At 57.1% G+C, this 22,691-nt stretch carries 20 protein-coding genes; 12 read left to right on the top strand and 8 right to left on the bottom strand.

What is annotated here, in order from left to right:
• Positions 1-198: 198 nt before the first annotated feature.
• Entirely contained in the window at positions 199-2,022 is a 1,824-nt protein-coding gene (locus BN1135_RS10315; protein ID WP_042020837.1) for a response regulator, read from the bottom strand.
• Between the two features lie 8 nt (positions 2,023-2,030).
• Positions 2,031-2,522, bottom strand: a complete 492-nt coding sequence (locus BN1135_RS10310) for a putative pterin-binding protein (protein WP_042020835.1) — start codon at positions 2,520-2,522, stop codon at positions 2,031-2,033.
• A gap of 377 nt (positions 2,523-2,899) precedes the next feature.
• On the opposite strand from BN1135_RS10310, the gene BN1135_RS10305 reads away from it, so the two are divergent.
• The 5 genes from BN1135_RS10305 (at position 2,900) to BN1135_RS10285 (ending at position 9,109) form a co-directional block, all read left to right on the top strand.
• Positions 2,900-3,250 carry an STAS domain-containing protein gene (locus tag BN1135_RS10305; protein ID WP_042020833.1) on the top strand — a complete coding sequence of 117 codons (351 nt, stop codon included), beginning with the start codon at positions 2,900-2,902 and terminating at the stop codon, positions 3,248-3,250.
• A gap of 431 nt (positions 3,251-3,681) precedes the next feature.
• Positions 3,682-5,787, top strand: a complete 2,106-nt coding sequence (locus tag BN1135_RS10300; RefSeq protein WP_082186772.1) for an SLBB domain-containing protein — start codon at positions 3,682-3,684, stop codon at positions 5,785-5,787.
• 1 nt (position 5,788) lies between these two features.
• On the top strand, positions 5,789-6,457 hold the full coding sequence (locus BN1135_RS10295) for a P-loop NTPase family protein (protein WP_042020830.1): 669 nt from the start codon (positions 5,789-5,791) through the stop codon (positions 6,455-6,457).
• Positions 6,458-6,515: 58 nt separating this feature from the next.
• The gene (locus BN1135_RS10290; RefSeq protein WP_042020828.1) at positions 6,516-8,006 is read left to right on the top strand and encodes a SpoIIE family protein phosphatase; all 1,491 of its coding nucleotides are present in this window, start codon (positions 6,516-6,518) and stop codon (positions 8,004-8,006) included.
• Between the two features lie 101 nt (positions 8,007-8,107).
• Complete coding sequence (locus BN1135_RS10285) at positions 8,108-9,109, top strand: glycosyltransferase family 4 protein (protein ID WP_042020826.1); 1,002 nt, start codon at positions 8,108-8,110, stop codon at positions 9,107-9,109.
• Positions 9,110-9,635: 526 nt separating this feature from the next.
• Here BN1135_RS10285 and BN1135_RS10280 read toward each other — a convergent pair.
• From BN1135_RS10280 to BN1135_RS10270, 3 genes are read right to left on the bottom strand one after another with little or no spacing between them, the layout of a single operon-like run.
• Complete coding sequence (locus tag BN1135_RS10280; RefSeq protein WP_042020824.1) at positions 9,636-10,271, bottom strand: sugar transferase; 636 nt, start codon at positions 10,269-10,271, stop codon at positions 9,636-9,638.
• Positions 10,268-11,461, bottom strand: a complete 1,194-nt coding sequence (locus BN1135_RS10275; protein WP_042020822.1) for a glycosyltransferase family 2 protein — start codon at positions 11,459-11,461, stop codon at positions 10,268-10,270. Before BN1135_RS10275 ends, BN1135_RS10280 begins: the two co-directional genes overlap by 4 nt.
• Positions 11,462-11,492: 31 nt before the next feature.
• Positions 11,493-12,608, bottom strand: a complete 1,116-nt coding sequence (locus BN1135_RS10270; protein ID WP_042020819.1) for a glycosyltransferase — start codon at positions 12,606-12,608, stop codon at positions 11,493-11,495.
• Between the two features lie 208 nt (positions 12,609-12,816).
• Between BN1135_RS10270 and BN1135_RS10265 the strand changes: the two genes are divergently transcribed.
• From BN1135_RS10265 to BN1135_RS10250, 5 genes are all read left to right on the top strand, one after another.
• Positions 12,817-14,232 (top strand): GumC family protein, encoded by a 1,416-nt coding sequence (locus BN1135_RS10265; RefSeq protein ID WP_042020818.1) that lies wholly within the window; start codon positions 12,817-12,819, stop codon positions 14,230-14,232.
• 365 nt (positions 14,233-14,597) lie between these two features.
• A complete protein-coding gene (locus BN1135_RS10260; RefSeq protein ID WP_042020817.1) occupies positions 14,598-14,972 on the top strand; it encodes a hypothetical protein in 375 nt (124 codons plus the stop codon).
• 2 nt (positions 14,973-14,974) lie between these two features.
• The gene (locus BN1135_RS22090; protein ID WP_042020816.1) at positions 14,975-15,301 is read left to right on the top strand and encodes a hypothetical protein; all 327 of its coding nucleotides are present in this window, start codon (positions 14,975-14,977) and stop codon (positions 15,299-15,301) included.
• Entirely contained in the window at positions 15,243-15,542 is a 300-nt protein-coding gene (locus BN1135_RS22655) for an HNH endonuclease (RefSeq protein ID WP_082186771.1), read from the top strand. The genes BN1135_RS22090 and BN1135_RS22655 overlap by 59 nt, the downstream gene beginning before the upstream one ends.
• Positions 15,543-15,626: 84 nt before the next feature.
• Positions 15,627-16,586, top strand: a complete 960-nt coding sequence (locus BN1135_RS10250) for a hypothetical protein (RefSeq protein WP_042020815.1) — start codon at positions 15,627-15,629, stop codon at positions 16,584-16,586.
• A gap of 858 nt (positions 16,587-17,444) precedes the next feature.
• Here the strand turns inward: BN1135_RS10250 and BN1135_RS10245 are convergent.
• Positions 17,445-18,290 carry a DUF1194 domain-containing protein gene (locus BN1135_RS10245; protein ID WP_042020814.1) on the bottom strand — a complete coding sequence of 282 codons (846 nt, stop codon included), beginning with the start codon at positions 18,288-18,290 and terminating at the stop codon, positions 17,445-17,447.
• 156 nt (positions 18,291-18,446) lie between these two features.
• On the opposite strand from BN1135_RS10245, the gene BN1135_RS10240 reads away from it, so the two are divergent.
• Positions 18,447-19,214, top strand: a complete 768-nt coding sequence (locus tag BN1135_RS10240; protein WP_042020813.1) for a hypothetical protein — start codon at positions 18,447-18,449, stop codon at positions 19,212-19,214.
• Positions 19,198-19,647 carry a hypothetical protein gene (locus BN1135_RS10235; RefSeq protein ID WP_396027168.1) on the top strand — a complete coding sequence of 150 codons (450 nt, stop codon included), beginning with the start codon at positions 19,198-19,200 and terminating at the stop codon, positions 19,645-19,647. Before BN1135_RS10240 ends, BN1135_RS10235 begins: the two co-directional genes overlap by 17 nt.
• Here the strand turns inward: BN1135_RS10235 and BN1135_RS10230 are convergent.
• Entirely contained in the window at positions 19,625-20,101 is a 477-nt protein-coding gene (locus BN1135_RS10230) for a hypothetical protein (protein WP_042020812.1), read from the bottom strand. The two genes, BN1135_RS10235 and BN1135_RS10230, sit on opposite strands and share 23 nt — an antisense overlap.
• A gap of 11 nt (positions 20,102-20,112) precedes the next feature.
• Complete coding sequence (locus BN1135_RS10225) at positions 20,113-22,644, bottom strand: hypothetical protein (protein ID WP_396027169.1); 2,532 nt, start codon at positions 22,642-22,644, stop codon at positions 20,113-20,115.
• Positions 22,645-22,691: the final 47 nt, after the last annotated feature.

Here is a 22,691-nt window from a genome sequence, read left to right as displayed (position 1 = left end):
GTTTAGCAACCAGCGTCTCATCGATACAGATTTCCACAGCTTACGTTATGACGCGGGATCTGCCCTGAAGGATCAAGGTGTGCCGATTCAGTATGGGATAGTGATGTGGGGGCGATTCAGACGGGTTCAGGTGATGGTAATTCACCATCCACTTAAGCCCCTGCTCATGGCATACGGTTTTGGCCCCAACGCTGGGCACTATCCGTGGCGAGGGTGGGTGTGATTGCGCTGATACAGGCCCCGTGAGACTTGTCTGTTGATCTCGTTGAGCAGGGTTTCTTTATTGATCGGTTTGGTGATGTAGCCATTCATGCCGTGTGACAAGTAGTACTGCTTGGACTCGGGCATGGCATCGGCGGTTAAGGCGATTATGGGGATAGTTGCCCACGGGTGCTGGGAAGTCCGAATGTGTGTGGTTGCCGCCAGGCCATCCATGATGGGCATCTGTACGTCCATCAGCACCAGATCAAAGTCAGCGTCAGCCAGTTTCTCCAGCGCTTCAGCCCCCTGTACGGCAAGGGTGACCTGATGGCCAACCGAGTCGAGCATGGCACCGATCACCTTGCGGTTGGTGGCATTATCATCCACCAGCAAGATACGGTAGCGCTCTTGATCCGCAGGCTTGGCGGGCAGGCAGACAATGGAGGGGGTGGTGGCTTGAGCTGGCCAGATATAGGTAAATAGGCTGCCTTTTCCCTCTTGGCTTGCCACCGAGATATCTCCGCCCATTAGCCGTGCCAGGTTGCGTGATATTTCAAGGCCCAAACCGGAGCCACCATATTGGCGAGTAATAGACACATCTGCCTGAGCAAATCGCTGAAACAGGTTTTGCAGCTGGTACTTGCTCATACCAATGCCGGTATCCTGGATCGCGACCCGTATGGAGTAATGTTCCTGCTCCAGCCTGGTGCTATCAATATGGATGTTGACTGCGCCCTGATGGGTGAATTTGATGGCATTACTGAGCAGATTAAACAGGATCTGGCGTACTCTGAGCGGGTCGATCATCAACCATTCGGGGGTATCGTCGGCAATGGTGAGGGTGAGGGTGATCCCTTTTTCATTGCAGCTGCTTTGTAGCAATGCGCGAATATCTTCCAGCAGTTGTGGCAGGTGATGGGGGGTGAGCTGCAGCTCTATCTTGCCTTCTTCCAGTTTTGAGATATCCAGAATGTCGTTGAGCAGGCCGAGCAAGTGGTTGGCAGACTCGCGTGCTGTCTCAAGGTAATCCCGTTCCCGGGGGGCCATATCGCGATCGGCCAGCAGAGAAAGCATCCCGAGAATGCCATTCATCGGGGTGCGGATCTCATGGCTCATATTGGCCAAAAAGCTGCTTTTGGCTCGGGTGCCCGCCTCTGCCTCGCGGGTAGCCCGCGTCAGCTTATCGTTGAGCTGCTGCATCAGTTTGTGTTGCTTCGACGAGATATTCATCTGCCGCGAGATTAACAAGGCCAGTATGAACAGCAGGGAAAATTGCAGGGCGGCGATCAGGGTGGTGGTGATGATCTGCTGTCTGACATCGTCACGACGCGCTACGTCAAACAGGGTGGCCTGTTGATTCACCTCCAGGGTCAGTTGATGCAACAAGGGAAGCAACAGCGCCAGTTGCTGGTGCAATTGCTGATGGGCGGCAGGCCCTAACGGTTCAGCACCTTCCGGCCCCAGCCAGCGATCGGCCAGTGCAATATAGTGGCGGATCCCCGTGCTGGCCTGCTGGTAGATCGCGGTTTGCTGTAGCAGCGAGCGATCCTTGCTCTGCAGAATAAGGTCCATGCGGCTCACCAAAATATCGTATCTGAGTTGATATTTGGCTTGCGGCTCATGGCGTAGCGAATTTTGAAAGCGCAGGGCTTCGTTGTAGAGCTGGAAGTAGTTCCACATCACATTATCTTCACCCTGGCTGGTGCTGCGCTGCAGATCCTGAAATTGCCGATATTGAATCGTGCCAATACCGGCAAAGGCGAGCAGCAATACGCACAGCACCACCGCCAGAAAACGCTGACTTGCCGCCAGGGATCTCATGGTGGGACCTACTCGACCTTGATCTGGCTGATCTGCCAGATGGCGCGACCGTAATAGAGCTTGTTGCGCAGCTCCGGATACTGATCGAATGGATAGATGAGAAATAGTGGGCCTTTATCTCGGATCGAGAGCGGTTTGCCATCGATGGTGCGGGCCAGGATCACCTGGTATTGCGCGGCATCACTGGCGGGCACCTGCACCGAGTAGTCGTTGAGTGCGGTGATGGTGAGTTGCGTGCCATTTGCTCCGACCTTGGCCAGAACATCTTGCAGCCGCGGGCCACGAAACGTCTTGGCCTTGTCATACCAGGGGGTATGGGTGTTGATTTCATACTGGGGCAACTGGTCCAGCATGGCGCTATCCCACAGATAAAACGTGTGATGAGTGGGGCTTTCGATCGCTCCCTCTACCTTGAGTAGCGCATCTTCAAGGGACGGGGCGGCTTGTGTGATGCCGCAGAGGGCGCCCAGCAGTGGTGCGATATAAAGGCCTAGTCTCATAACATCCTCCTTGAACCTGTTCGATGATGACACGCAGAACAACCACTGTTGCTCCCGGTAACAGGAGGAAAGCAAAACTCGGGCCGAGTTACATATCACGTGTATCACCGCATTTTTAAGGCGAGTTAAGTCTATCTGTGGTCTTTGGTGACAGTTGTCGTTGCAGTTTGCAAGGTAATACGCAGTCTTGTTGCAAATTGGTAACTGAAATTGGGTTTGAATGTGTAAAGAGTAGGGTGGGGGGAGTACCATATGGAGAGCATGACGGGCTATCCGGTCGACTAATCTGGACTCGGCATAACACTTGCAACACGACAGCTGCAACGTGGCGGGTGCGATGACAGTGAACAGTCCGGGATATAGACAAGGAGTTAACCATGGAAAGTATGACTTACACCCTTAATGACACTCAGGTTGTGGTACTGGAAAATGAGTTCGATGCGATGGCGGTCAGTGCGTTGCGTCCGTTGTTCGAGGAGCTGGCTACCTATCACGGCAATGTGTTGGCAGATATCAGCGATGTGCATTTTATCGACTCGTCAGGGATCGGGGCATTGGTTTTTCTCTATAAAAGACTGATTATGAACGGGCATCAGATGGCCCTTGTTTGTGGGCCAGGTCAACCCCACGACCTGTTGGAAATGTTACATATAGACAGGGTGATCCCTTGTCATGACACGCTCAAAACCTATATGCGTGCTCGTAACATGATGGCGGCCGCATCATGAAACGATGGGGGCTATTGCTGTCATCTATCATGCTGTCGGGTTGTACTCAGTGGCCACCTGCGGGTTACGGCGGACTGGCCGAGGTAAGACCGACGCGTATTCCGGTGAATGAGGATGAACGAAAAGTCTGGTCTCGTTATGATGAGGCTCAGAAGACCCTGGATTCGCAGATTGTGCAGTTACAGCAATCTCATCTAAGGGAGTGTATGCCTGCTGAGCTTAAACAATTACAATTACAACGCATTGATATCGAACGGGATATGCATGGTCGGCTCTGGTCTGAGGTCGGTTGGCGTCAGACTGTGTTGGCACAGTCACTACAAAAAGTACGTTTGCGGCTGCAACAAACCACCGTTGCGGGCTGTAGCACTGATTGGTCAGGGCTCCCCTTGCGACAATGGGGGCAAACGTAACAGACAAAAAGGATGTCTATGAAACGGGGCGCTATCGAAGGATTGATCGGTTTTTTCTTGCTGCTATTTACTAGCCCGTTACTGGCTTCCACCTTACTCGCTCCCGGTGATCGGCTGGCCATAGTGCAACCCGGCGAGCCTGCCTTTGATCAGCCTTTCCAGATCAACAAGCAAGGGGAGATTACGCTACCTGAAGTTGGCACTGTGGTAGTGGGGGGGAAGACTCTGCCACAGGCGGATGAGCTGATCCGCAGCGCCCTCACACCGGTTTACAACAACCTCTCTCAATTGACCGTCACCTTGCTGGAGAAGCGGCTGCTGATCAGCGTGATGGGCTATGTCAAAAAACCCGGCAGTTATGATTTGGCCCCCGATGGCAACGTGCAGATGGCCCTCGATGCCGCTGGCGGTCTGGTGCCCGGGGCCCAGCTCAACAATATGCAAGTTCGCCGTGGCAGCACGGTCTCGAGTTTTGACTACAAGCGTTACCTCGATACCGGCGATGCCAGCGTGTTGCCACCGCTGCAATCCCTTGATGTGGTGTTCGTGCCTGCCTCCCCGTTGATTGGCAACGTACAGATCGATTTTGATGCGGCGACCCTGGCGGCGGGCGGGGATGGCGATACCGGCAAGGCGATCAAGGTGTTTGGTGAGGTCAACAGCCCCGGCGCCTTCAGTTTCAAAAGTGGCAACTCCATCGTGGATCTGCTGATGCGGGCGGGCGGTGTGACCCGTTTTGCCGGGGTGGAGCGGATCCGGGTGATCAATGGCGATGCCCCCGAGCTGTTCGATCTCAAAGCCTATCTCGACTCCGGCAACAACAAGCTGCTGCCCAATCTGGCACCGGGCGCCACCATCTTCGTGCCCAAGGATGAAGAGCAGATCAAACGCGGTGCCCGCACCATCTACATCATGGGCGAGGTGTTCAAACCCGGCGCCTATGAGGGGCGGGAAGGGGACTCCTTCCTCGATATTCTGGCCAATGCCGGTGGCCCGACCCGCTATGCCGAGAGTCGCCAAATCCGCTTGCTGCGCACCGATGGCAGTGTGGAGCCCATTGATCTGCAGGCTTATACCGAGGGCCTGCAAAAGGCGCTGCCACAAATAAAACCCGGTGACGCGATCTTTGTGCCGGAGAAGACCGACATTAACGAGAAGTCCTGGTTAAAAGTGGCGCCCGGACGGGCGGTGATGGTGATGGGGGCGGTGCGTATCCCGGGTCGTTATGAATGGTCTGATGAGATGTCGCTGCTGGATCTGATTGCCCACGCCGGTGGCCCCAGCGAGCGGGCCGATATCGCCAAAGTCCAGATCCTCACCTCCGAGGGGGGCCAGGCCACGCCGACCCTGTTTGATCTCGACAAGTTTCTCCATCAGGGCGGGGCGCTGGCCAGCCTGCCCCGGATCCGTGCCGGGTTCACCATCATGATCCCCGAGCTGCCCACCGATCCCAGCGATAACAAATCCCAATGGGTGCGCCAGTCACCGGACAGCTCCATCTATATCTTCGGCCAGGTCGGCGCGCCGGGGCGTTATGCCTTTAATGACCAGCTGGGGTTCATCGATATCTTGTCGGCTGCCGATGGGCCAACGGCGGCCGCCGATCTGCGCAATGTGCGCATTGCTCACCGCAATGGCAGCACGGCGCGGGTCAGCAAGCTCGACCTTGCCATGTACTTTGAAACCGGTGATGAAACCTTGCTGCCCAAGGTGATGCCGGGCGACTCCATTTACCTGCCAGAGAAGAATCGCCCCTGGCTGGATGAACCCAAGGAGAACACCATTCGGGTACTGGGGGCCATCGCCCGCCCCGGTCGCTACCGTTTTGACTCCTCCATGACCCTGCTGGATCTACTGGCTGAGGCCGGTGGCCCGACCAATACCGCCTATATCAAGAAGATCGTGGTGATCAACATGGCCGCCAGCGGGCAGGGGGATCAGGCCCGCAGCTTCGATCTCGATGGCTTTGCCAAGGAGCCCGACTTTAGTCAGTTGCCGGTGCTGCGCGCAGGTGACACCGTCTTTATCCCTGACAGCAAGAGCAGCAACTGGGCGATTTTCATGGATGGGATGCGGGATATTCTCACCACGATCTCGGTGGTGGCGCTGGTCGGGACGCTTTGATATGAGCATCCCCATTCAATATCTCGAGCTGGAGTCGCTCTATGCGGCGACTCTCGCCCGGGGAATACGCTCGCTGGCCATTACCTCTGCCGAAGGGGGGGAAGGGGTCAGTTCTATCTGCGATGCGCTGGCCAGACGAGCAGAGGCCGATGGACTTCGCACCCTGCTGGTGGATCTCAATCTTTATCATCCGGGGCGTGCGACGGCGCTCTCCTGGGGGCCCAACGATGTGCCCGAGCCGGTAGCGCATGGTCGTTCGCTCTCACTGTTGCCCGCACCCGGTAAAGATTTGATGGCGTTTCGCAACAAAGATACCTTGCGCCAACTGCTGCAGCGCTGGTTCGAACATTATGATGTGGTGATCTTCGATACCTCCCCCCTTAATGCCCTCAATCGGGGCAACATTCCTGCCGACCAGGTGTGTGGCGCCTGTGACGGGGCGTTGCTGGTGGTGTTGGCCGGGGTCACGCCGACCAGCTCCGTGCAGAGTGCGGTGGATAAACTTACGCGGGCCGACGCCAATCTGGTGGGGGCGGTTTATAACGACAAGCTCAATCCGGGCCTGGCCAGCGAGATCCTGCGGGAACTCAACCGGCTGCCCAGTAACCGGGTGACCGAATGGCTTAAACGCTGGTGTCGTCGCAGTTCGCTACTTAACTTCCGGATCTGATCGGGTGCAGTAGGAGCGGGTGGCGAGTGTGTCTGGAGATGGCTGATGGATAGCGTGTATGGATGATTGGTTGCGATCTGCCCCTGCCAGCTTGCAAGCGGTGCGTGAACTGCGCCACCGGCTGGCACAAGGGTTGTCCCTGTTTCAGGTGTCCCAGCAAGAGCAAGCCAACTGGCTGCTCTGTTTCAGTGAACTGGCGACCAATATTGTCCGCCATGCCATGCCGCCTGCCACTCAGCTGTGGCTCACCCTGAAACAAGACGAGCAGGGCTTGATCCTGTTGTTGGAGGACGATGGCGGGCCCCAGCCCATCCTTAGCGCTATGCCGTTGCCCGATGAGCTGCAAGAGGGAGGCTATGGACTCGCCCTGGTACACCAGCTGTTTGCCGAGGTGTGCTTTGCCCGCGAGGGGGAGCGCAATCGGGTCACCCTGCGCCCTCATGCGGTGATCAAGGCGTTACCCGTGATTGCCGTCATTGATGATGACAAGGTGATGCGCGCCCTGCTCACTGCTTATCTGCAGGAGCACTACCGGGTCGAATCCTATGCAGATCCCGACGCGGCCTTGCAGGTATTGGGAAGACAGCCGCCCGCCATAGTGCTGTCCGATATCGAGATGGAAGGTATCGACGGTTTTGCGCTGCGTCAGCAGCTGATGAAAGATCCCAAGATGAAGGGGGTTCCCTTTATTTTTCTCACCGGCCATCAGGATCAATGGACCCAGAGTCGTGCCGGTGCCTTGGGTATCGACGATTTTCTGGTCAAACCTATCACCAAGCAGGACTTGTTGATGGCGGTTTCGCGGGTGCTGCAACGCTCGCTGCAGCTCAAATCGCAATGGGGCGAGCAGCTTGATCAGCGGATGACCTCGGCGCTGCGTCCGTTATTGCCCGCCACCTCGATAAACGGATACCCGCTGGCGTTGCAAACCCGCGCGGCCACCGTGGGGGGCGGGGACTTTCTACTGGTCAAAGATCGGGTGCTGTGGCTTGGGGATGTGATGGGCCACGATGCGGAAGCCAAGTTTTTTGCCCATGCCTATGCCGGTTATTTGCGTGGTTTGCTGACCGCGCACGATCTGGAGCGCGCCCCCGCACGCTTGCTGACCATTTTGTCCAACGCGGTCCACAGTGACCCCTTGCTGGGGGCCACCCTGCTTACCACCTTGTGTATCGAGCTGGGTGACGAGGGGCGGGTGCAGTGGGCCAGTGCCGGTCATCCTGCCCCCTGGCTGATCGGGCCGGGCTCGGTGCGTCAGGTCGGGGTGACCGGCCCCTTGCCCGGTTTACGCCCGGATCCCCATTTTGTGACCAATCAGCGTCAGCTTAAACCGGGAGAGCGCTTGCTGTTCTGGACCGACGGCTTGCTCGATAGCCGTGATGCCAGCGAGCGCCAGCAGTGGGAAGATCAATTGCGGACATTGTGCCTGACGCCCGAGCCGAGCCTGGAGCGGCTGGCCCAGCGTATTGCCAACTGGTTTGATGAGCGTGCCGAGGGGGCCGCGCTGGATGATATGACCCTGTTACTGCTCGCTTATCCCGCCGCCTGATCCTGCCCTTCCTTGGTGTTGCTGGCCCGCTCTATGCATCTATGCAGGAGTACGCAGTCGCCATGTTGCACATGGCGTGGAGCCACACAAGGAGGGCGCTTATGTTACCAACACAGCCGATCTGGCTCGCTATCGATGCCCGTCAAGTAGGCGGGATCGAAGTTCACATTACCCATTTGGCGCGCGATCTGCTGAGCAGGGGCCTCAACCCGACCATAGTGCTGGTGAGCAACCACGGGATGACCCCCTTTATTGCGCTGCTCAAGCAGCAGGGGCTGCCTTATCGGGTCTGTCGCAACAGCCGTGATTTTGTGCAGACGTTGGCGAGCCAATCCGGTGATGTGCTGGTGCACACCCATGGTTACAAGGCCGGGATCCTCGGTCGTCTGACCGCCTGGTGCAGCGGAAAATCAGTAGTCTCCACCTTTCACAGTGGTGATGAGGGGCAGGGGTTACTGAAGTTTTACAGCTGGCTGGATCGGGTCACGGCGCGTTTTGCGACCTGTATTGCAGTGAGTGAGGCGATTGCTCGCAGATTGCCAGTGCCGAGCACGGTGATCAGCAACTTCGTGCCTATGCCTGCGTTGCCGGCATCGGTGCAAGGCAATCGCATCGCGTTTGTTGGCAGACTGTCAGCTGAAAAGGGGCCTGCGAGCTTTTGCCAGTTGGCGGCGCTCTGTCCCGATGGCGAATTTCATCTCTACGGTGATGGGCCATTGAAAGATGACTTGTGGCAGCAATATGGTGACCGTGTACAGCTCCACGGTTTTCGGCAAATGGCCAACGAGTGGCACCATATTGATCTGCTCTGTATCACCTCCCGGTTTGAGGGGTTGCCGCTGGTGGCGCTGGAGGCGATGGCCCACGGTATTCCGGTCTGTACCTTTGCGGTGGGTGGCCTGGTGCAGCTGATTGATAACAAGTCCAATGGCTGGCTGGTGGAGCCCGGCCATGTGCACGACATGGCCGAACTGGTCAATTATTGGTTGCGCAGTGATGAGGTGGTGCGTGGCAGGATGAGTCAGGCTGCGCGCAGAACCATAGCGCGCGGTTACAGCGTCAATCACAGAGTGAGTGATATTCTGGCGCTCTATCCCCTCTAACCAGCCCGTGAGATTGACCAATGCGAGTGGCCTGGCCACTCGCTTTTTTATGGGCAATAGGTAATGAGCCATGAGCGTGCGCAGCGATCTTGATTGGCTGGCGTCTTAACGGGCTGTCACCTGCCGTAAAAGACGGCTACCGGAAGGTGCCATCGCACTTGATCCGCCGTGTGAAACCGAAGAAGTGCGCAGCCTCAGAAGTGTGCCGCCGCAGCGTGGCGAAGGCCCACAGCCTCCACAACGCCCCCGATTTAAGGTGCTGTGGTATCGAGGGTAGCGGGCTATTTAGGGATTCCCTTGGCGGGTGCGTTGCACCGCCGCTGGTTGATGGCTGGCTGTGCTGCAGCATCCCGGGTAGCGTGCCATCCGCCCCTTGGTGGACGCTGTGTTGATAAGGGGCTGACACCATAGCGCTACATGGTTGCGAGGGGATCAAGAAAAAGGCCATTGCATCAGCAATGGCCAGCGCTATCTGGTTGGGATGTGGTGGCTGGTGGGGATCGTGCATCCACCAGTGGGTTGGGGGTCAGCGGCCCTTCTTGCCGACCATGATGGCAATGGTCTTGCCGATGATCTGGAGGTCTTGCACCAGCCAGCGCCACGGGTGGAGCAGGGCGACCGAGTAGGCCAGATCAAAGGCCAGCTTGCTGCGCACGTCATCGAGTGACTCATCATAGCCCTGATTGACCTGCGCCAGACCGGTAATGCCGGGGGCCACTTCATAGGTGCGTTCGATAAAGAAGGGCACCGCATCTTCCAGCCGGTTGGCGATGCCGGGTCGTTCTGGCCGTGGGCCAATCAGCGACATCTCTCCCTTGAGCACATTGAGAAATTGCGGCAGCTCATCGAGCCGGGTTTTACGCAGAAAATCGCCGCTGCGGGTGATGCGGCTATCCCCTTTACCACACCAGACCGGGCCTGTCCCCGCTTCGGCGTCGGCGCGCATGGTGCGAAACTTGATCATAAAAAACAGCTCGGTATGGCTGGCATGGCTGCGGCCAATCCGTAATTGGCGAAAGAACACCGGACCCGGACTATCGAGGCGGATAGCCAGCATGATCAAGGGCCACAGCGGCAGCGTCAGCAACAAGCCAAGGGATGCACCAGCCAGATCCATGATGCGTTTGACCACCAGGGTCACTGTCGGGATAGGGTGTTTCATACTGCTCTCTCCTGAGTGGTGGAACGGATCAGTGTGCGCAAGCCGTAGTGGAGGGTGCCAATGCCGTTGTACCAGTGGCCAAGCACCAGATAGTGGATAGTGCGAAGGGGGCCGGGCCAGCGGTAATTCGGGGTCAGCTGGATCACTCCCACCAGGGTATAGCCCAGTAGTTGTGCGGCAAGTACGGCGCCAAAAAAGGCAGACGCAGTGGCCAGAGGGATAGCGCACAGCCACAGCAGCATCAGGCACAGGGGCATCAATACCCGTAGCCCTTTGCCACTGGCAAAATTAAAAGCCACCCAACCAAATTTGGGGTGCAGTAGCGGCAGCAGACGCAGCAGTTGCTGGGTATTGCCAGCCCCGATCCGCTTGCGCCGCACCGCCTCAAGGGCGGCATCAGATACTTCCAGCTCCAGTGCGGCGCAGCGATTGTCATAGACCGCCTTGTAACCCTTGGCGATGGCCTGCATCGGCAGGATGAAATCGTCGTTGATGGTATCGCTCGCCAGCGGAGTCAGGCAGTGGCTGCGGATCACATAGAAAGCACCATGGGCGCCCAGCATGCTGCCGAGGGCCGACTCGCACAGCTTGATCTGGCTCTGATAGCGCCAGTAGTGCTCTTCGCCCTCGGAGCCCGCTTGCCAGAAACGGTAGGCTTCCCCCACCACCCCCACCTTGGGATCTTGAAAATGGGCGGCGGCCAGCAGCAGGCTATCGATGGGGAGCAGGGCAGAGACATCGCTCAGGGCCACCAAATCGCTCTTGACCAGCGCCATGGCATCGTTGAGTACCGCGACCTTGCCGCGATTGAGATCGTGATTAAACAGCCGGATCTGCAAATGCTGCAGGGCCGGATCCCCGAGCTGGAGCAGGGCAATCGGATAGCTATCGTCGCTGCAGCCATCGAAATGCACATGTACCCACAGCTTGTCGGCGGGGTAATCGAGGCTGGCGAGGTTTTGCAGCTTGGCCGCGATGGTCGCCGCCTCGTTATAGACCGGCATCAGCAGGGTGATGGTGGGGAGCGTCCCATCGCCATGGCTGTTGTTAAGGCCACGGGTCATAGGTTGCGGATGCGGGGTGATCTGACGAGCCCGCTGACCAAAATATTTGAGCAGCAGGGGGTAGCCAACATGGTGGTAGACCACCAGCGCTGCACAGAGCCAAAACGCCATCATGTACCACTCCATGGGATGCTCCTTTAATCCGGTAGCCGTCTGCTTAACGGCGGTAAAGTGCCTGATAGGCCTGTGCCATCTGGCTCAGGCTGCCTTGCTGGCAGACAAACTCACGGGTGACTGCGCGCAGGCTACTGGAGTTGAGCAACCCCTGTGCCAGAAGTTGCGCCAACAGCTGCGGGTCTCGTTTATCGAGCAGATAGCCGCTGGCCGGACAGACTATCTCGGCCGCCGCGCCAACGGCGCTCATCACCACAGGGACGCCGCATGCCTGGGCCTCCAGCACACAGAGCGGCATACCTTCCGCCAGTGACGGCAAGCAGAACAGATCCAGCCCCTGATAAAAGCGCGGCATCTGCTCAACCAGCCCGAGGAAGTGCACGCGATGGGCAATGCCTAACCCTTGGCACTGCTGCTGCAATGCATTTTGCAAACTGCCGACCCCTGCCAATGCAAGATGCACCTCTTCCGGCAAGGTGCTGATCGCCTCCAGCAGCAAGTTATGGCCCTTGACGGTTTCGAGGCGCGCGGCGCACCCAATCAATTTGACCCCTTGCGGCAGCCCCATCTCCTGACGGGCGAGGGGGGCGGCGCCCGGGGTAAAACGCTGTTCATCGATGCCGTTCGGGATCACCTGTGCGGACAACTGCCCCAGCTTGGCCTGCAGCTGGTTGGCCACCGGGGTCGCATCCGCCACCAGGGTCGGCCTGAAGGTGCGTAGCCCCAGACTGGCCAGAGTGCGTTGATGAGGATCATCGAGATACCAGGCGTCATGTTCGGTGTGCACCAGAGTTGTCACTTGCGCCAAGCGACTGGCCAAGCCGCCATAGAGCAGGGGGCCAAGATGGTGGGTATGCACCGCCCCCGGTTTGAGTTGCCGTAGCAAGCGGGTCAGCCGCCCGAGGGTGGTCAGGGACCAACCGGCCGGTTTGGCCAGACAGTGGATCCGCGTGGCGAACGGGCGCAGGGCAGGCCATGCAGCCAATACCGCCGCCTTGTCCCCCTCAAGGGAGATGATATGCATCGGTTGGTGGCCCGCATTGGCCTGGGTCAGATTGAGCACCATGGTCTCCAGCCCGCCGGGCTGCAGGTGCTGGACGATTTGCACCACCGCCGGTTGGCGCTCTGATGGGATTAGGGGGTCGGACGATGGCAGCATGGTGAGCACTCCAGCACAGGGAGGGGGCGCGGCCCCGGACCATCGGTTAATGCGAATCTTGTACCACTCTTGCCGTTCGCTAAGTCAGTGCCCGGCAACCACGGGAGCTAAACGGTGCTGGCAGCGGCCTTGCACTGGCACCGGCCTTGCACTGGCACCAGCCTTGCATAGTGATGACAGCCCTACCTGCTTCATCGGGAGTGATGTCATGCCAGTCCAGTTCTATTACAACCTCTACCTCATCTTGTTTGCAGCCTGGCGCCGTCGTTATCTGCTGGTGATCCCGGTGCTGGTGATGCCGCTGGTCGGGGGCGCCATTGGCTGGCTCACTCCCAAGGAGTATGAGAGTCGCACCACCTTTATGGTGCCGCAAGATGCCAACCAGACCCCGACCCTCAAGGATCTGATCACCCAGGAGAGCCTCAAAGATCGCTTTGCGGTGCTCGAAGCCCTGCTGCGCAGCCGCTATGTGCTCGATGGGGTGGCGCGGGATCGCGGCCTGGTCAATGACGAGACCCCACCGGTCAAGCGCGATGCCATCATGGACTGGCTGTCAGGGGCGGTCTCATTGCGGCTGATCGGGGACGAGGTAATTGAAATCAAGGTCAGGGCCGATTCGGCCGCCAACAGTGCCGGTCTGCTTGAGGCGATCTCACGGCGTTTCTTTTTCAACTTGCTCAGTAAAGGGCGCCAGTCGGCGGAATCCTCCGAGCGTTTTTTGCAAAGCCAGCTCGACAGCCGCCGTGGCGAATTGCAAGGGGCCGAGCAGCTACTGGCCGACTTCAAACGGGAACATGCCAGCGCCTTGCCCCAGCAACAAAGTGCCAACGTTGCCCGGCTCTATGGTTTGCAAGAGCGTTATGCAGAGAGCCTGATCCTCTTGCAGCAGGCCAGGGCCCGGGTCGATCAGCTATCGCTGGGGCAGGAGAGTCAGCTGGCCCGTCAACTTGATGAGAAGCTGCAATTGATGCGCACCGAGCTGGTGTTGCTGCGAGCCCGCTACAGTGAGGAACACAGCAAGGTGCAGAGTCTGCGCTATCAGATTGAGCAGTTGCAGCAGGAGTTTGAGCAGCTCAAATCCCAGCCGGATATGGCGCAGGGGCCCGAGTGGCAGCTGGCCCAGACGCAGCTGACCGATGCGCAGCAAAACGCCACAGGCTTGAAGACCCAGCTGGATGGACTGGACAAGGTGGTCGACTCCCAGGGCGATACCGAACGTCAGCTCGCCGAGCTGGAGCGGGATCTGGCGGTCAAGCGCACCCTCTATCAGGACTTGTTGCTGCGTTATGAGAAGGCCAAAGTGACCGGCGATCTGGGTAACTTTGAACAAGCTGCGCGGATCAAGGTGATCGACAAGCCGTTCGCCCCCAGCAAACCGAGCAACTACCCGCTGTGGCTATTTGTGCTGGCCGGGGTGATTGGCGGGCTGGGGCTGGGCGGCGGGTTGGCCCTGCTGACCGAGTTGGCGGATACCAGCTTGCGCCGCAGTGATCGACTGGCTTCTCTTATCAAAGCGCCAGTGCTAAGCCGAATTCCCTACTGCGAGCCGGTGTCGGACTATCCATCCAACAGTTATCAGGCGCTGGATGGCCAGGTGCTGCCCTTGGCTCCCGAGCCAGGCTGATTGCCGCAAAGCTGGCTACCAGCCGGAACCTGAATATGTCTGATAAGGCCTCGTGATGAGGCATTTTTTATATCGTGCATTTGGCGGAGTAAACATCGCGGCAAGCCCATAAAACAGGAGAAAGGCTGCATTTTCTATTTCCGATTCTTGACTGTGGTTTTACCCAGTGATACAAGTGGAGCCGATGTAAGGCATTGATAATAAACTTATGAATCATATGCTGGTTAATAATGCAGCTATTTTAAAATGATTTTTTGGTGGTGATGACGATTGGTTGTGCGGAGTTAGATGAAAGGCGTTACTAACACATGAATAGAGCCTTCCATATAATTACTGTTATGTTACTAATTTAATTTTGGAGTCACATGAAAGAATATAGATTTAAGATGCTTAAGGAAGGTGATGTTCTCTATTCATTTAACGGTAATGAGATGATCATCAAAGGAGAGAGCGGTAATTTCAGAGTTTATAAAATCTTCGGTTTTGATCTGGGCGAACCAAATTTTTCTAAGCAATTTGAAGAACTAACCGTCCACTCAGATAGTCAGTTTAACGACCAAGCGATAGTTATTGAAAAAGATGGCAAGCTTGTTATTTACAAGGTGGAAGGCTTCAAAAACAAAATCCCATTATTAAACAATGAATTTGTGATTTTGCTTAGTAAAGGCATAGGCAAACTTGAAGTTTATGATTCAAAATCCCGTATTAGTGTTCAACTCCCCGCTAAAGAGGGTTTCTAACTGTGTCTGATGATGAAAAGTGGGCAACTAACGTAGCCTTTGTGGGAAGTGAAGAAACTGTAAAGAAAATCTTAAAAAAATTAAGCCAGCTGGAAGATCGTGGTGAAATTGAAGATCTAACTGGAATTGAAGGGCCATTTGATTCTCTTCAGCCAATGCTTAAACGTAGAGTTGAAAATTTAGCGCTTGGTGTTAGTGAAGAATCAACTCCTGCACGAATAGAAGTAACACCGCAAGCATCTTACGAACCTGAAGAGGAATGGTTTGACGATGATGATATTCCATTCGATGACGACTGGTTTGAGGATGACGATGAACAGACCTTATGACCACCGGAAGGCCCAGAAGCAGAGAAGGCTTCTTGATCTTGAAATTTGTCAATTGTGTGCCTCGACAAACAGAGTTCAAGCCCACCATATCTTCGAATATGCAAAAGGCGGCCCATCGACAGTTGAGGGCATGATTAGTCTTTGTCTAGATTGCCATCAGAGAATGATTCATAAAGATAGTAGAATTCGAATTAGTAAAACCGAAAATAGAATTACTACTTTTGGGCGAGGCGGTAAGTAACATAGAAATATGCTGCACTCGTAAAAATTACTCGCTGCGCTCGTTATTTTCTGGTGAGCAAAGCGTTAGCTCTCAGGAGAGGCAATGAGTATTATCAAAAATGCAGTCAACTCAATCCAAATTGGTGTTGAAGATTTTCAAAATGATGACGATAGGCGTAGTGTTTCTGCTGTAAGAAACATTGCGGCTGGAATTTTATTACTTTACAAAGAAAAACTCTGCCAACTATCTCCGGACGACAATAAAGAACTGCTAATTAAGCAAAATGTCAGGCCTGTGCAAAATGAAAACGGCGAAATAGTTTTTGAAGGTAAAGGCCACAAGACGGTTGATGTTCAGTCCATAAAAGAAAGATTCAGCAGCCTAAACGTAGCTGTAGACTGGAGTCGATTCGATGAAATTAACAAACTAAGAAACGATTTGGAACATTACTATACCTCTGAATCTCCAGATGCTGTCCGTGAAATCGTAGCTAAGTCGTTTATATTGATTCGGGATTTTTTATCAGAGCACTTAGATCAAGATCCTCAAGAAAGTCTGGGTAACGATTGCTGGGCAATTTTGCTTGAAGTGAGTGATGTTTACTCGGTCGAAGAGAAAGCTTGTAAGGAAACAATTGATGCAATCGACTGGAAATATCATTCAGTTGAAGTAGCGCTAAAGAATCTTCGCTGTAACCAATGTCATTCTTCACTGATACAAGCCCCATATCCGGATGATATCTACCCAACTATCAATTTACATTGCAAATCATGTGGGAATGACTTCTGTTTTGATGATGTAGTCGAACAATGTATCGATGATTCTTTGGCTGGAGAGGCCATTAGAAATGCAATGGATGGTGGAGATTCTCCTTATGATGCATGCCATGAGTGTGGGAAAAGTACTTTCATTCACGAAGAGGGTTGTTGTGTAGCATGTGACTATGAAATGGAATACACCCACTGTGAGTTGTGCGAAGAGCCGTTGGGCCTAGAAGATCAATACAATGAAGGAAAGTGCAGTTACTGTCAGTATAAATGGGAGAAAATCATGGCAGAATGAGCTAACAAAGCTCGTAGGCTCGATTAGCCAGTAGGCGTAATCGGACGATCGCGGTTACATTCTTTGCCAATTTAGAAGGTACGTCCTGACAGGTGACTTTGGCTGCCAATTCGAGAGTGAGTTTCGGGCGGGGGGCTGGGCGGCAATCATGTCGCCTTTCAGGTTTTATCGTACCTTGCTAAAAATTAGCAATATAAGGCTGACACATACCAAGAAACCCCAAACAGCAGCGCTGTAGACTACATTAGTCGCATCCATAACACTTTCCAATATTTCTCGATGCTGATCCAAGGTAATTGGCCCAGAAAGTAAAACACTTTCTTTCTCTGATATATGACCAAAAGGTAAAGAGGCTAGGCCGAGCCAGAAATAATAGCCAAGGCCAACAATTACAATCGAGGCCCATCGAATGATGGTTTTAACTTTACTCGATAGCATCAGACACTCCACTCAACACGCCACCGACTGCGCCATCAGAATATGGTGATAGCTTGCCGATGGCAGATGCACCCTCGGCCAAGGTTCTAAGGAACGAATACGGAAGATCAATCACAGGCCCAATCCCTTACCATATTGCTTTATCTGTTCCGGAATCATATATCCACCACATCAAAAACAAAACGCATATTGTGCCATGAGCTATAGGCGGGGCCAAAACTTGAATGACGTAGGACGACACTGATTGTCATTACGGCGAAGCAAACAGACTGTCAATCAGCCTCGAAAAATGAGCTGAGTTAGCTGACTGATTACGGGCGGTATTCAAACCAGAAGTGGTGCAGCCCCTGCCGAAAGCCATGGTTACGGCAAAAAATCAGGGAGCCATGGCTCCCTCATCGCTCCACACGGGGTGACAAATTAGCCGATGGCGGGTGCCAGTTGCCCGTTGGCGGGCTGCAGGCGTCCTTGAGTTCGGCGTTGATAGCGCCAGGCTAGCAGTAGCGGCATGCCGAGCAGCAGCTGGGCGGCCAGCGGGATCTCCTCGAGGGGGGCGGCCAGTGCCCCTTCCGGGATAATCCCCCCCTCAATTTCGGCCGCCAGTTTGAGCTCCAGCGCATTGCCAAAGTCGGCGAAGGTGGTGGCGTTGATCACGAACGCATCCTGACCACCGGCGATATTGTCCACATACCACTCTTGCAGCACGCCATCGGGATAGTCCTGACCGATGGTGATGCCGTTGATGGTGTCGATGCCGGAGGCGAGCAGTTGATCCCGCACGGTGGAGGTATCCAGCCCGTTGTTCTGGATCCCGTCTCCCGACACATCCATCACCTGGCGGGCGGCGGTGTAGTTGTTGGTATCAAACTGCTGGGCACCAAAGGCCATGGCCGAGCCGGGGGCTGTCATCCCCGCATAGGGGCGCACCAGGTTGTCCAGCGTCGCGGCGAAGTTGTTGATGGAGGTCATGTCGTAGAGGTGGAACCAGTCGGTCATCAGACTTTGCTGGTTGCTGCTGCTCCACATCACCATCTGCACGGCGATGGAGCCCAGCTTGCCATCGCTGGTATTGAGGATGGCGCTCTGCACATCCTGGTTATAAAAGGCGTCCACATAGCCCTGTAACTGCAAATTGAATTCCGATGAACTGACGCTGCCAGACACATCCATCAGCAGTTGCAGTTCGGTATCGACTTCGGTCAAGGCGTATGCGGGGGAGGTTACCAACAACATCCCCAGCAGCCCTGCCAACGGTTTGAGTTTCATCGCTCACTCCTTTCCTTGGCTGTAGTGCCAACAGGGTGAATGAATAAACCGTGCCAGCTTTGTTGAATCCTCTGACTTGGCTTGATCAGGGTGAGGCCGGGCAGGCATGGAACTTGCGACAGCGGTCAAGAGAGCTGATAACCGGCAGGAGTTGCGATGGAGATCCGTCCTTGGCAGTGGGCACCCAACTGGCTGCTGCTTGGTTTGGCCAATCAGTGGGGCATGGTGTGGCTCAATATGGGCCACTTCAACCTGCTGGTGGTGTTGCTGATTGCTATCTGGTGGCAAATTGCATCGCGGGTTGCGCCAAGCTGGCGCCCGCATCCGCTGGCGATCGCCCTGTTTATCCTGCTGATCCTGATCCCTAGCGCCAGCTGCAAGGCGTTGGCCTGTCTGCTGCTGGTGGCCTCGCTGTGGCGCCGTGGCCAGGGTAGTGATGAGCGGGCGGTGTTGCAGATTGTGCTCGCCTTTACCGTGGCGGTGTTGTGGGGGCAGCAGGTGTTTGCGTTGCTCTCTGGCCCTGTGTTGTCGCTCGATGCCTGGGGGGTGGGCCAGTGGTTGCAACTGCTGGGCTGGGACATTCGGCTGGATGGCAATCGCATCGAGCGGTTGGGGGGCCATGCGCTGATCGTGCTCAAGGGGTGCTCCTCCTTCTCCCAACTCTATCTGGTGGTGCTCTCCTGGCTGGTCTCTTGTTGCTGGCTGGCGCCGGAGCGCCCCCTCTACCGGCAGTGGCCCATGTTGCTGCTGGTCTGCCTGCTCTATATCGGGGCCAATCAGTTGCGGCTGGTGCTGATGAGCCTGGATCTGCGCTGGTATGGCTGGCTGCACACAGGCAGTTGGGCCCAGCTCTACCAGTGGGCCATCATGCTGCTGGTGATGACGCTTCTTTTCGTCAGGGGGCGCCATGATGCAACTCTCTAGGGGATATCTGCTGCTGTTGCTGGTGGCGCTGCTCAGTGCTGCCGCTATGGGCTGGCGTTATCAGAACCGGGCAGTTAATGAGGGGGCAAAGCCGATGTTGATGGAGCTGGTCCAGCAGGGTTGGCGCTTGCGGGTGGCCACGCCGGTATTGGGCGGCACCTATGTCAGCTATCAGCTGGCCCATCCCCGCTGTGATGGCCTGTTGCAGGCGATGCTGGTGGCACCGGATAGCGAGGCGATGTCAGTGACGCTGGCGGGTGTGGGGATGAGTCAGGGGGTGATGTTTTTAGGCGAGCTGCACCAGCGCCCGCCGCTGCTCTCTTACCGCTTTACTCAGGGCTGGCGCAAATTGTGGGGGCTGGCCCCTTATCCTCTCTATCGGGTGGCCTTGCCGACCTCCTGCCTTGGCTTTATTGCGCCGCCGCTGGGGTGACAGACCCCGGTTCACCGTTTGGCAGAATGCGGATCAGCAAGGTATTGGGGGCCAGCATGGGATCATAGCGGGGCTCCAGCTCAATGGCGCGAGACCCCAGCAAGCGGGTGAGGGCAGTCAGCCGCACGCTCGCCATCCGCGCACTCTCCAGCATGTCTGTTTGCAGCCCGGGGCCGCTTACCAGCGCAATCCGGGCCGGATCCTTGCGTCCCAAAAACTGATGCAGCAGCTGCTCCTGATCGGCCGCAAGTTGCGTCTCCGCTTGCTGGTATTGCAGTTGCAGCTGGGGCTGTTCGGTCAACTGTTGTTCCCGTAACTGGTTGAGGATCGGCAGGGTCTCATTGACCGGCTCCTGACGGGCGCAACCGCTGAGGATCAACAGTGGCAGCAAAAGGGGTAACAGCCGAGGCAGGGCGCTGCCTTTGGCGGTGGAGCGGGGAGTCTGGTTGGCCATACGCAGTCACTTCAGGAGGAGGAGTTGGCACCAGTTTGCAATGTTTTCAATCGCTTGGCCAGTTGTTCAATCTCGCGGCGCCACTGGATCCAGGCGGCCGAAGGCAGTTGTTCTGCCACTTGCCAGCGGGTCGGCAGCTGATCCCGCAGGCGCTCCAGCAGCAGGGCGGCTTCTACCTGATAGCGGGCCTCCTGCTCCAGCCAGGCGAGCCAGCGCAGATCCTCGATGGCTTGCTGCAGCAGCAACAGATCGTGGGAGAGGCGGTGCGCCTCGCAGGCTTGCGGGCCGAGCAACATAAAGTCGCTCTCCCGCCCGTCGGTGGGGTCATAGGGTAGGGCGGTGGGCATGCGGCCATGCCACTGCAAATAGCCCTCGGCGCCGCTTTGCCACAGGTAAAACCCGGCGGCTCTCGGGGTGCCCAGATTGTAAAACCAGGGGGTGACCTTGTGCTGGCGCACCCGCGCCACATCATCCTTGTCGGCGCCAAAGCCTGCGTTGATCAGGGCAATCTCCACCTCTGCCAGCAGACCAACCTGACCCGGGTGGTTGAAGTGGCCCGCGCGGATCACTGCCGGATCCCGCCGTTTCATCTCCCGCGCCAGGGTGGTGATAGCGGGCAGGGTGGCGAGATCCGGCTCATCAAACAGGCTCCATGCCAGCGGGGGCAAGCCGCTGGCGGTCAGCGCCTGTTGCCGCGCCTGCCACTGTTCAAGCTGGCTGGCAGGGTCGCCCCCCCAGCGTTTGAGCGGGGTATAGGCCAGCAGAGGCGGCACAAAGCCGAGTCCGGCCGCTTCTCCGATGATCTCCCGCATCCCGGCTTCATCTTGTGGCAGGGCGGGCGAGAGACCGCTGATCCCGAGCTTGGCGAGCCGCTGCAGATCGCAGCGACTGGCTGTGGCGATTTGCTGTTGCAGTGCCTCGGGGTTGGGGCTCAGCCAATTCAGATAAGGGGGGGCTTCGACATAGATGCCGACCGGCTTGCTGGCCGCAGGCAGGGTCAGTGGCAACACCTCGATAGTCAGCGGCAACTGCACCAGTTGCTGCTGGCTGAGCAGCTGAATATTGCCCAGATAGCGTCCCGCTGGAGCGTCGCGGGGGACTGTGATTTGCAGCACCAGACGCCGAGGCACGCCTGCCAGCAGGGTGAGCCCGGCGATCCCTTCGACCAACTCCTGATCCGAGGGGGCCAGCAAGGTGCCGCTCGCCTGCGGGCGAACCAGATGCCACTGACCGTAATAGGGGGTCAGCGCCAGCGGCGAGCCAGCGCGCTCGGGGGGCTGGATCACCAGCAAGGGGGCCGGGTCGTCGGTGGCGGCGTGGATAGCAAACTCCAGTAGCAGCTGGCTGCCACGGGCGGCCAGCACGGGTTGGGAGGCGTGCAGCAACGCATCGGCCGCAGACGCCGGGGCGATCTGCAGGGTCGGGGCAGCATCCGCAATCGGCGTGAGGCTGAGCTGCGCCGGAACAGGCGTTGGGGAATAGGGGGCCAGGGTCCACTTTTCCGAAAACAGCTGGCGCTGCTTGGTCAGCACGATTGCGGTCGCGTCGGCCAGCCTCCGGGCGTTAGCCTCGGCTTGCATAGCGTGGCCTTTATCACTACTCGGGGTAGCGGCCTTGCCAGTGTCGGCTGGGTAGGGGGCAAGCAGCAGGCCAGCCAGGTATTTTGCATCCGGTGAGTGGCCCACCAGAGTAAGGGTGAGCGGGCCGCCGGGGTGGTTCAGGGTGATATGAACTGGCCCCCCCTGACGTGCCCCAAACAGCCGCCAGGGATCCGGATTTGGCAGCGCCTCGCGGGACTGCCCCGCCAGATAGCGCTGCGTTAGCCATTCTTGCGGTTGCCACTGCTCGGCCCAGATGGGCTCGCCATTGACCAGCACGCTGCGCTCGAAGGGGTGGGGCAGATACTCCCACTCGCCGGGGTCATCGAGCCAGAGGGTGAGCTGGTAGCGCCCCTTGGCTAGGTCCAGCCGCACCCCGTCGAGATTGCGCAGGCCATCGCGCACAAGGGCATCGCCGGAGGGGCGCAACACCGGAGTGGGGTGGCCGAGCAATCGGGGATCCCCCGGGCTCAGGGCCTCAAAGCCGGTAAAGCGGGGAGCTGCGGCCGCCCCCAGATCCAGTGCAATAGAGCCCTCGGGCAGGGTCAAGCCGGGTTCCCAGTACCAGCGCTTAATGGTCAGTGGGGGCGCGTTATCGGCCATAAACAGGTAGATCTTGGTTATCTCATCAAGGGCCAGTGGCCGTGGTTGGCTGGTGCGCCAATCACTTAAGGCAAAGCGCAGGGTGAAGGGGCCCGGGGCGACCATCCGTTCCTGATTGACCCGGCTGCGGTAGTTGACCGAGGCTTTGTCATCGACCCGTAAAATCAGCGTTTGCGGTTGTGTGCCCGGATTATGACCCTCGATCACCAGCTCATCGTCGCTGCCCACAGGCCAGGGCACATGGGTCAGATTGAGGCGCTGGGGTGTCAGGGTGCCAGTGAGGGGTAGCGGGATGGGGGCAGGCAGCTGCGTGGCGCTGAACAATGATGCGCAATAGAGCAGCGAACAGCCGCAGAGCAGGGTGGCCAAGCTTCCCCTGTGCCCATGTC

The organism is Aeromonas sobria (assembly GCF_000820145.1).
Lineage (GTDB): Bacteria > Pseudomonadota > Gammaproteobacteria > Enterobacterales > Aeromonadaceae > Aeromonas > Aeromonas sobria.
This window is presented reverse-complemented; position numbering and strand designations above follow the sequence as displayed.

Coding starts and splice junctions, on each gene's coding strand:
- BN1135_RS10315 (WP_042020837.1), bottom strand. CDS start 2,022: ATGAGATCCCTGGCGGCAAGTCAGCGTTTTCTGGCGGTGGTGCTGTGC.
- BN1135_RS10310 (WP_042020835.1), bottom strand. CDS start 2,522: ATGAGACTAGGCCTTTATATCGCACCACTGCTGGGCGCCCTCTGCGGC.
- BN1135_RS10305 (WP_042020833.1), top strand. CDS start 2,900: ATGGAAAGTATGACTTACACCCTTAATGACACTCAGGTTGTGGTACTG.
- BN1135_RS10300 (WP_082186772.1), top strand. CDS start 3,682: ATGAAACGGGGCGCTATCGAAGGATTGATCGGTTTTTTCTTGCTGCTA.
- BN1135_RS10295 (WP_042020830.1), top strand. CDS start 5,789: ATGAGCATCCCCATTCAATATCTCGAGCTGGAGTCGCTCTATGCGGCG.
- BN1135_RS10290 (WP_042020828.1), top strand. CDS start 6,516: ATGGATGATTGGTTGCGATCTGCCCCTGCCAGCTTGCAAGCGGTGCGT.
- BN1135_RS10285 (WP_042020826.1), top strand. CDS start 8,108: ATGTTACCAACACAGCCGATCTGGCTCGCTATCGATGCCCGTCAAGTA.
- BN1135_RS10280 (WP_042020824.1), bottom strand. CDS start 10,271: ATGAAACACCCTATCCCGACAGTGACCCTGGTGGTCAAACGCATCATG.
- BN1135_RS10275 (WP_042020822.1), bottom strand. CDS start 11,461: ATGGAGTGGTACATGATGGCGTTTTGGCTCTGTGCAGCGCTGGTGGTC.
- BN1135_RS10270 (WP_042020819.1), bottom strand. CDS start 12,608: ATGCTGCCATCGTCCGACCCCCTAATCCCATCAGAGCGCCAACCGGCG.
- BN1135_RS10265 (WP_042020818.1), top strand. CDS start 12,817: ATGCCAGTCCAGTTCTATTACAACCTCTACCTCATCTTGTTTGCAGCC.
- BN1135_RS10260 (WP_042020817.1), top strand. CDS start 14,598: ATGAAAGAATATAGATTTAAGATGCTTAAGGAAGGTGATGTTCTCTAT.
- BN1135_RS22655 (WP_082186771.1), top strand. CDS start 15,243: ATGATGATATTCCATTCGATGACGACTGGTTTGAGGATGACGATGAAC.
- BN1135_RS10250 (WP_042020815.1), top strand. CDS start 15,627: ATGAGTATTATCAAAAATGCAGTCAACTCAATCCAAATTGGTGTTGAA.
- BN1135_RS10245 (WP_042020814.1), bottom strand. CDS start 18,290: ATGAAACTCAAACCGTTGGCAGGGCTGCTGGGGATGTTGTTGGTAACC.
- BN1135_RS10240 (WP_042020813.1), top strand. CDS start 18,447: ATGGAGATCCGTCCTTGGCAGTGGGCACCCAACTGGCTGCTGCTTGGT.
- BN1135_RS10235 (WP_396027168.1), top strand. CDS start 19,198: ATGATGCAACTCTCTAGGGGATATCTGCTGCTGTTGCTGGTGGCGCTG.
- BN1135_RS10230 (WP_042020812.1), bottom strand. CDS start 20,101: ATGGCCAACCAGACTCCCCGCTCCACCGCCAAAGGCAGCGCCCTGCCT.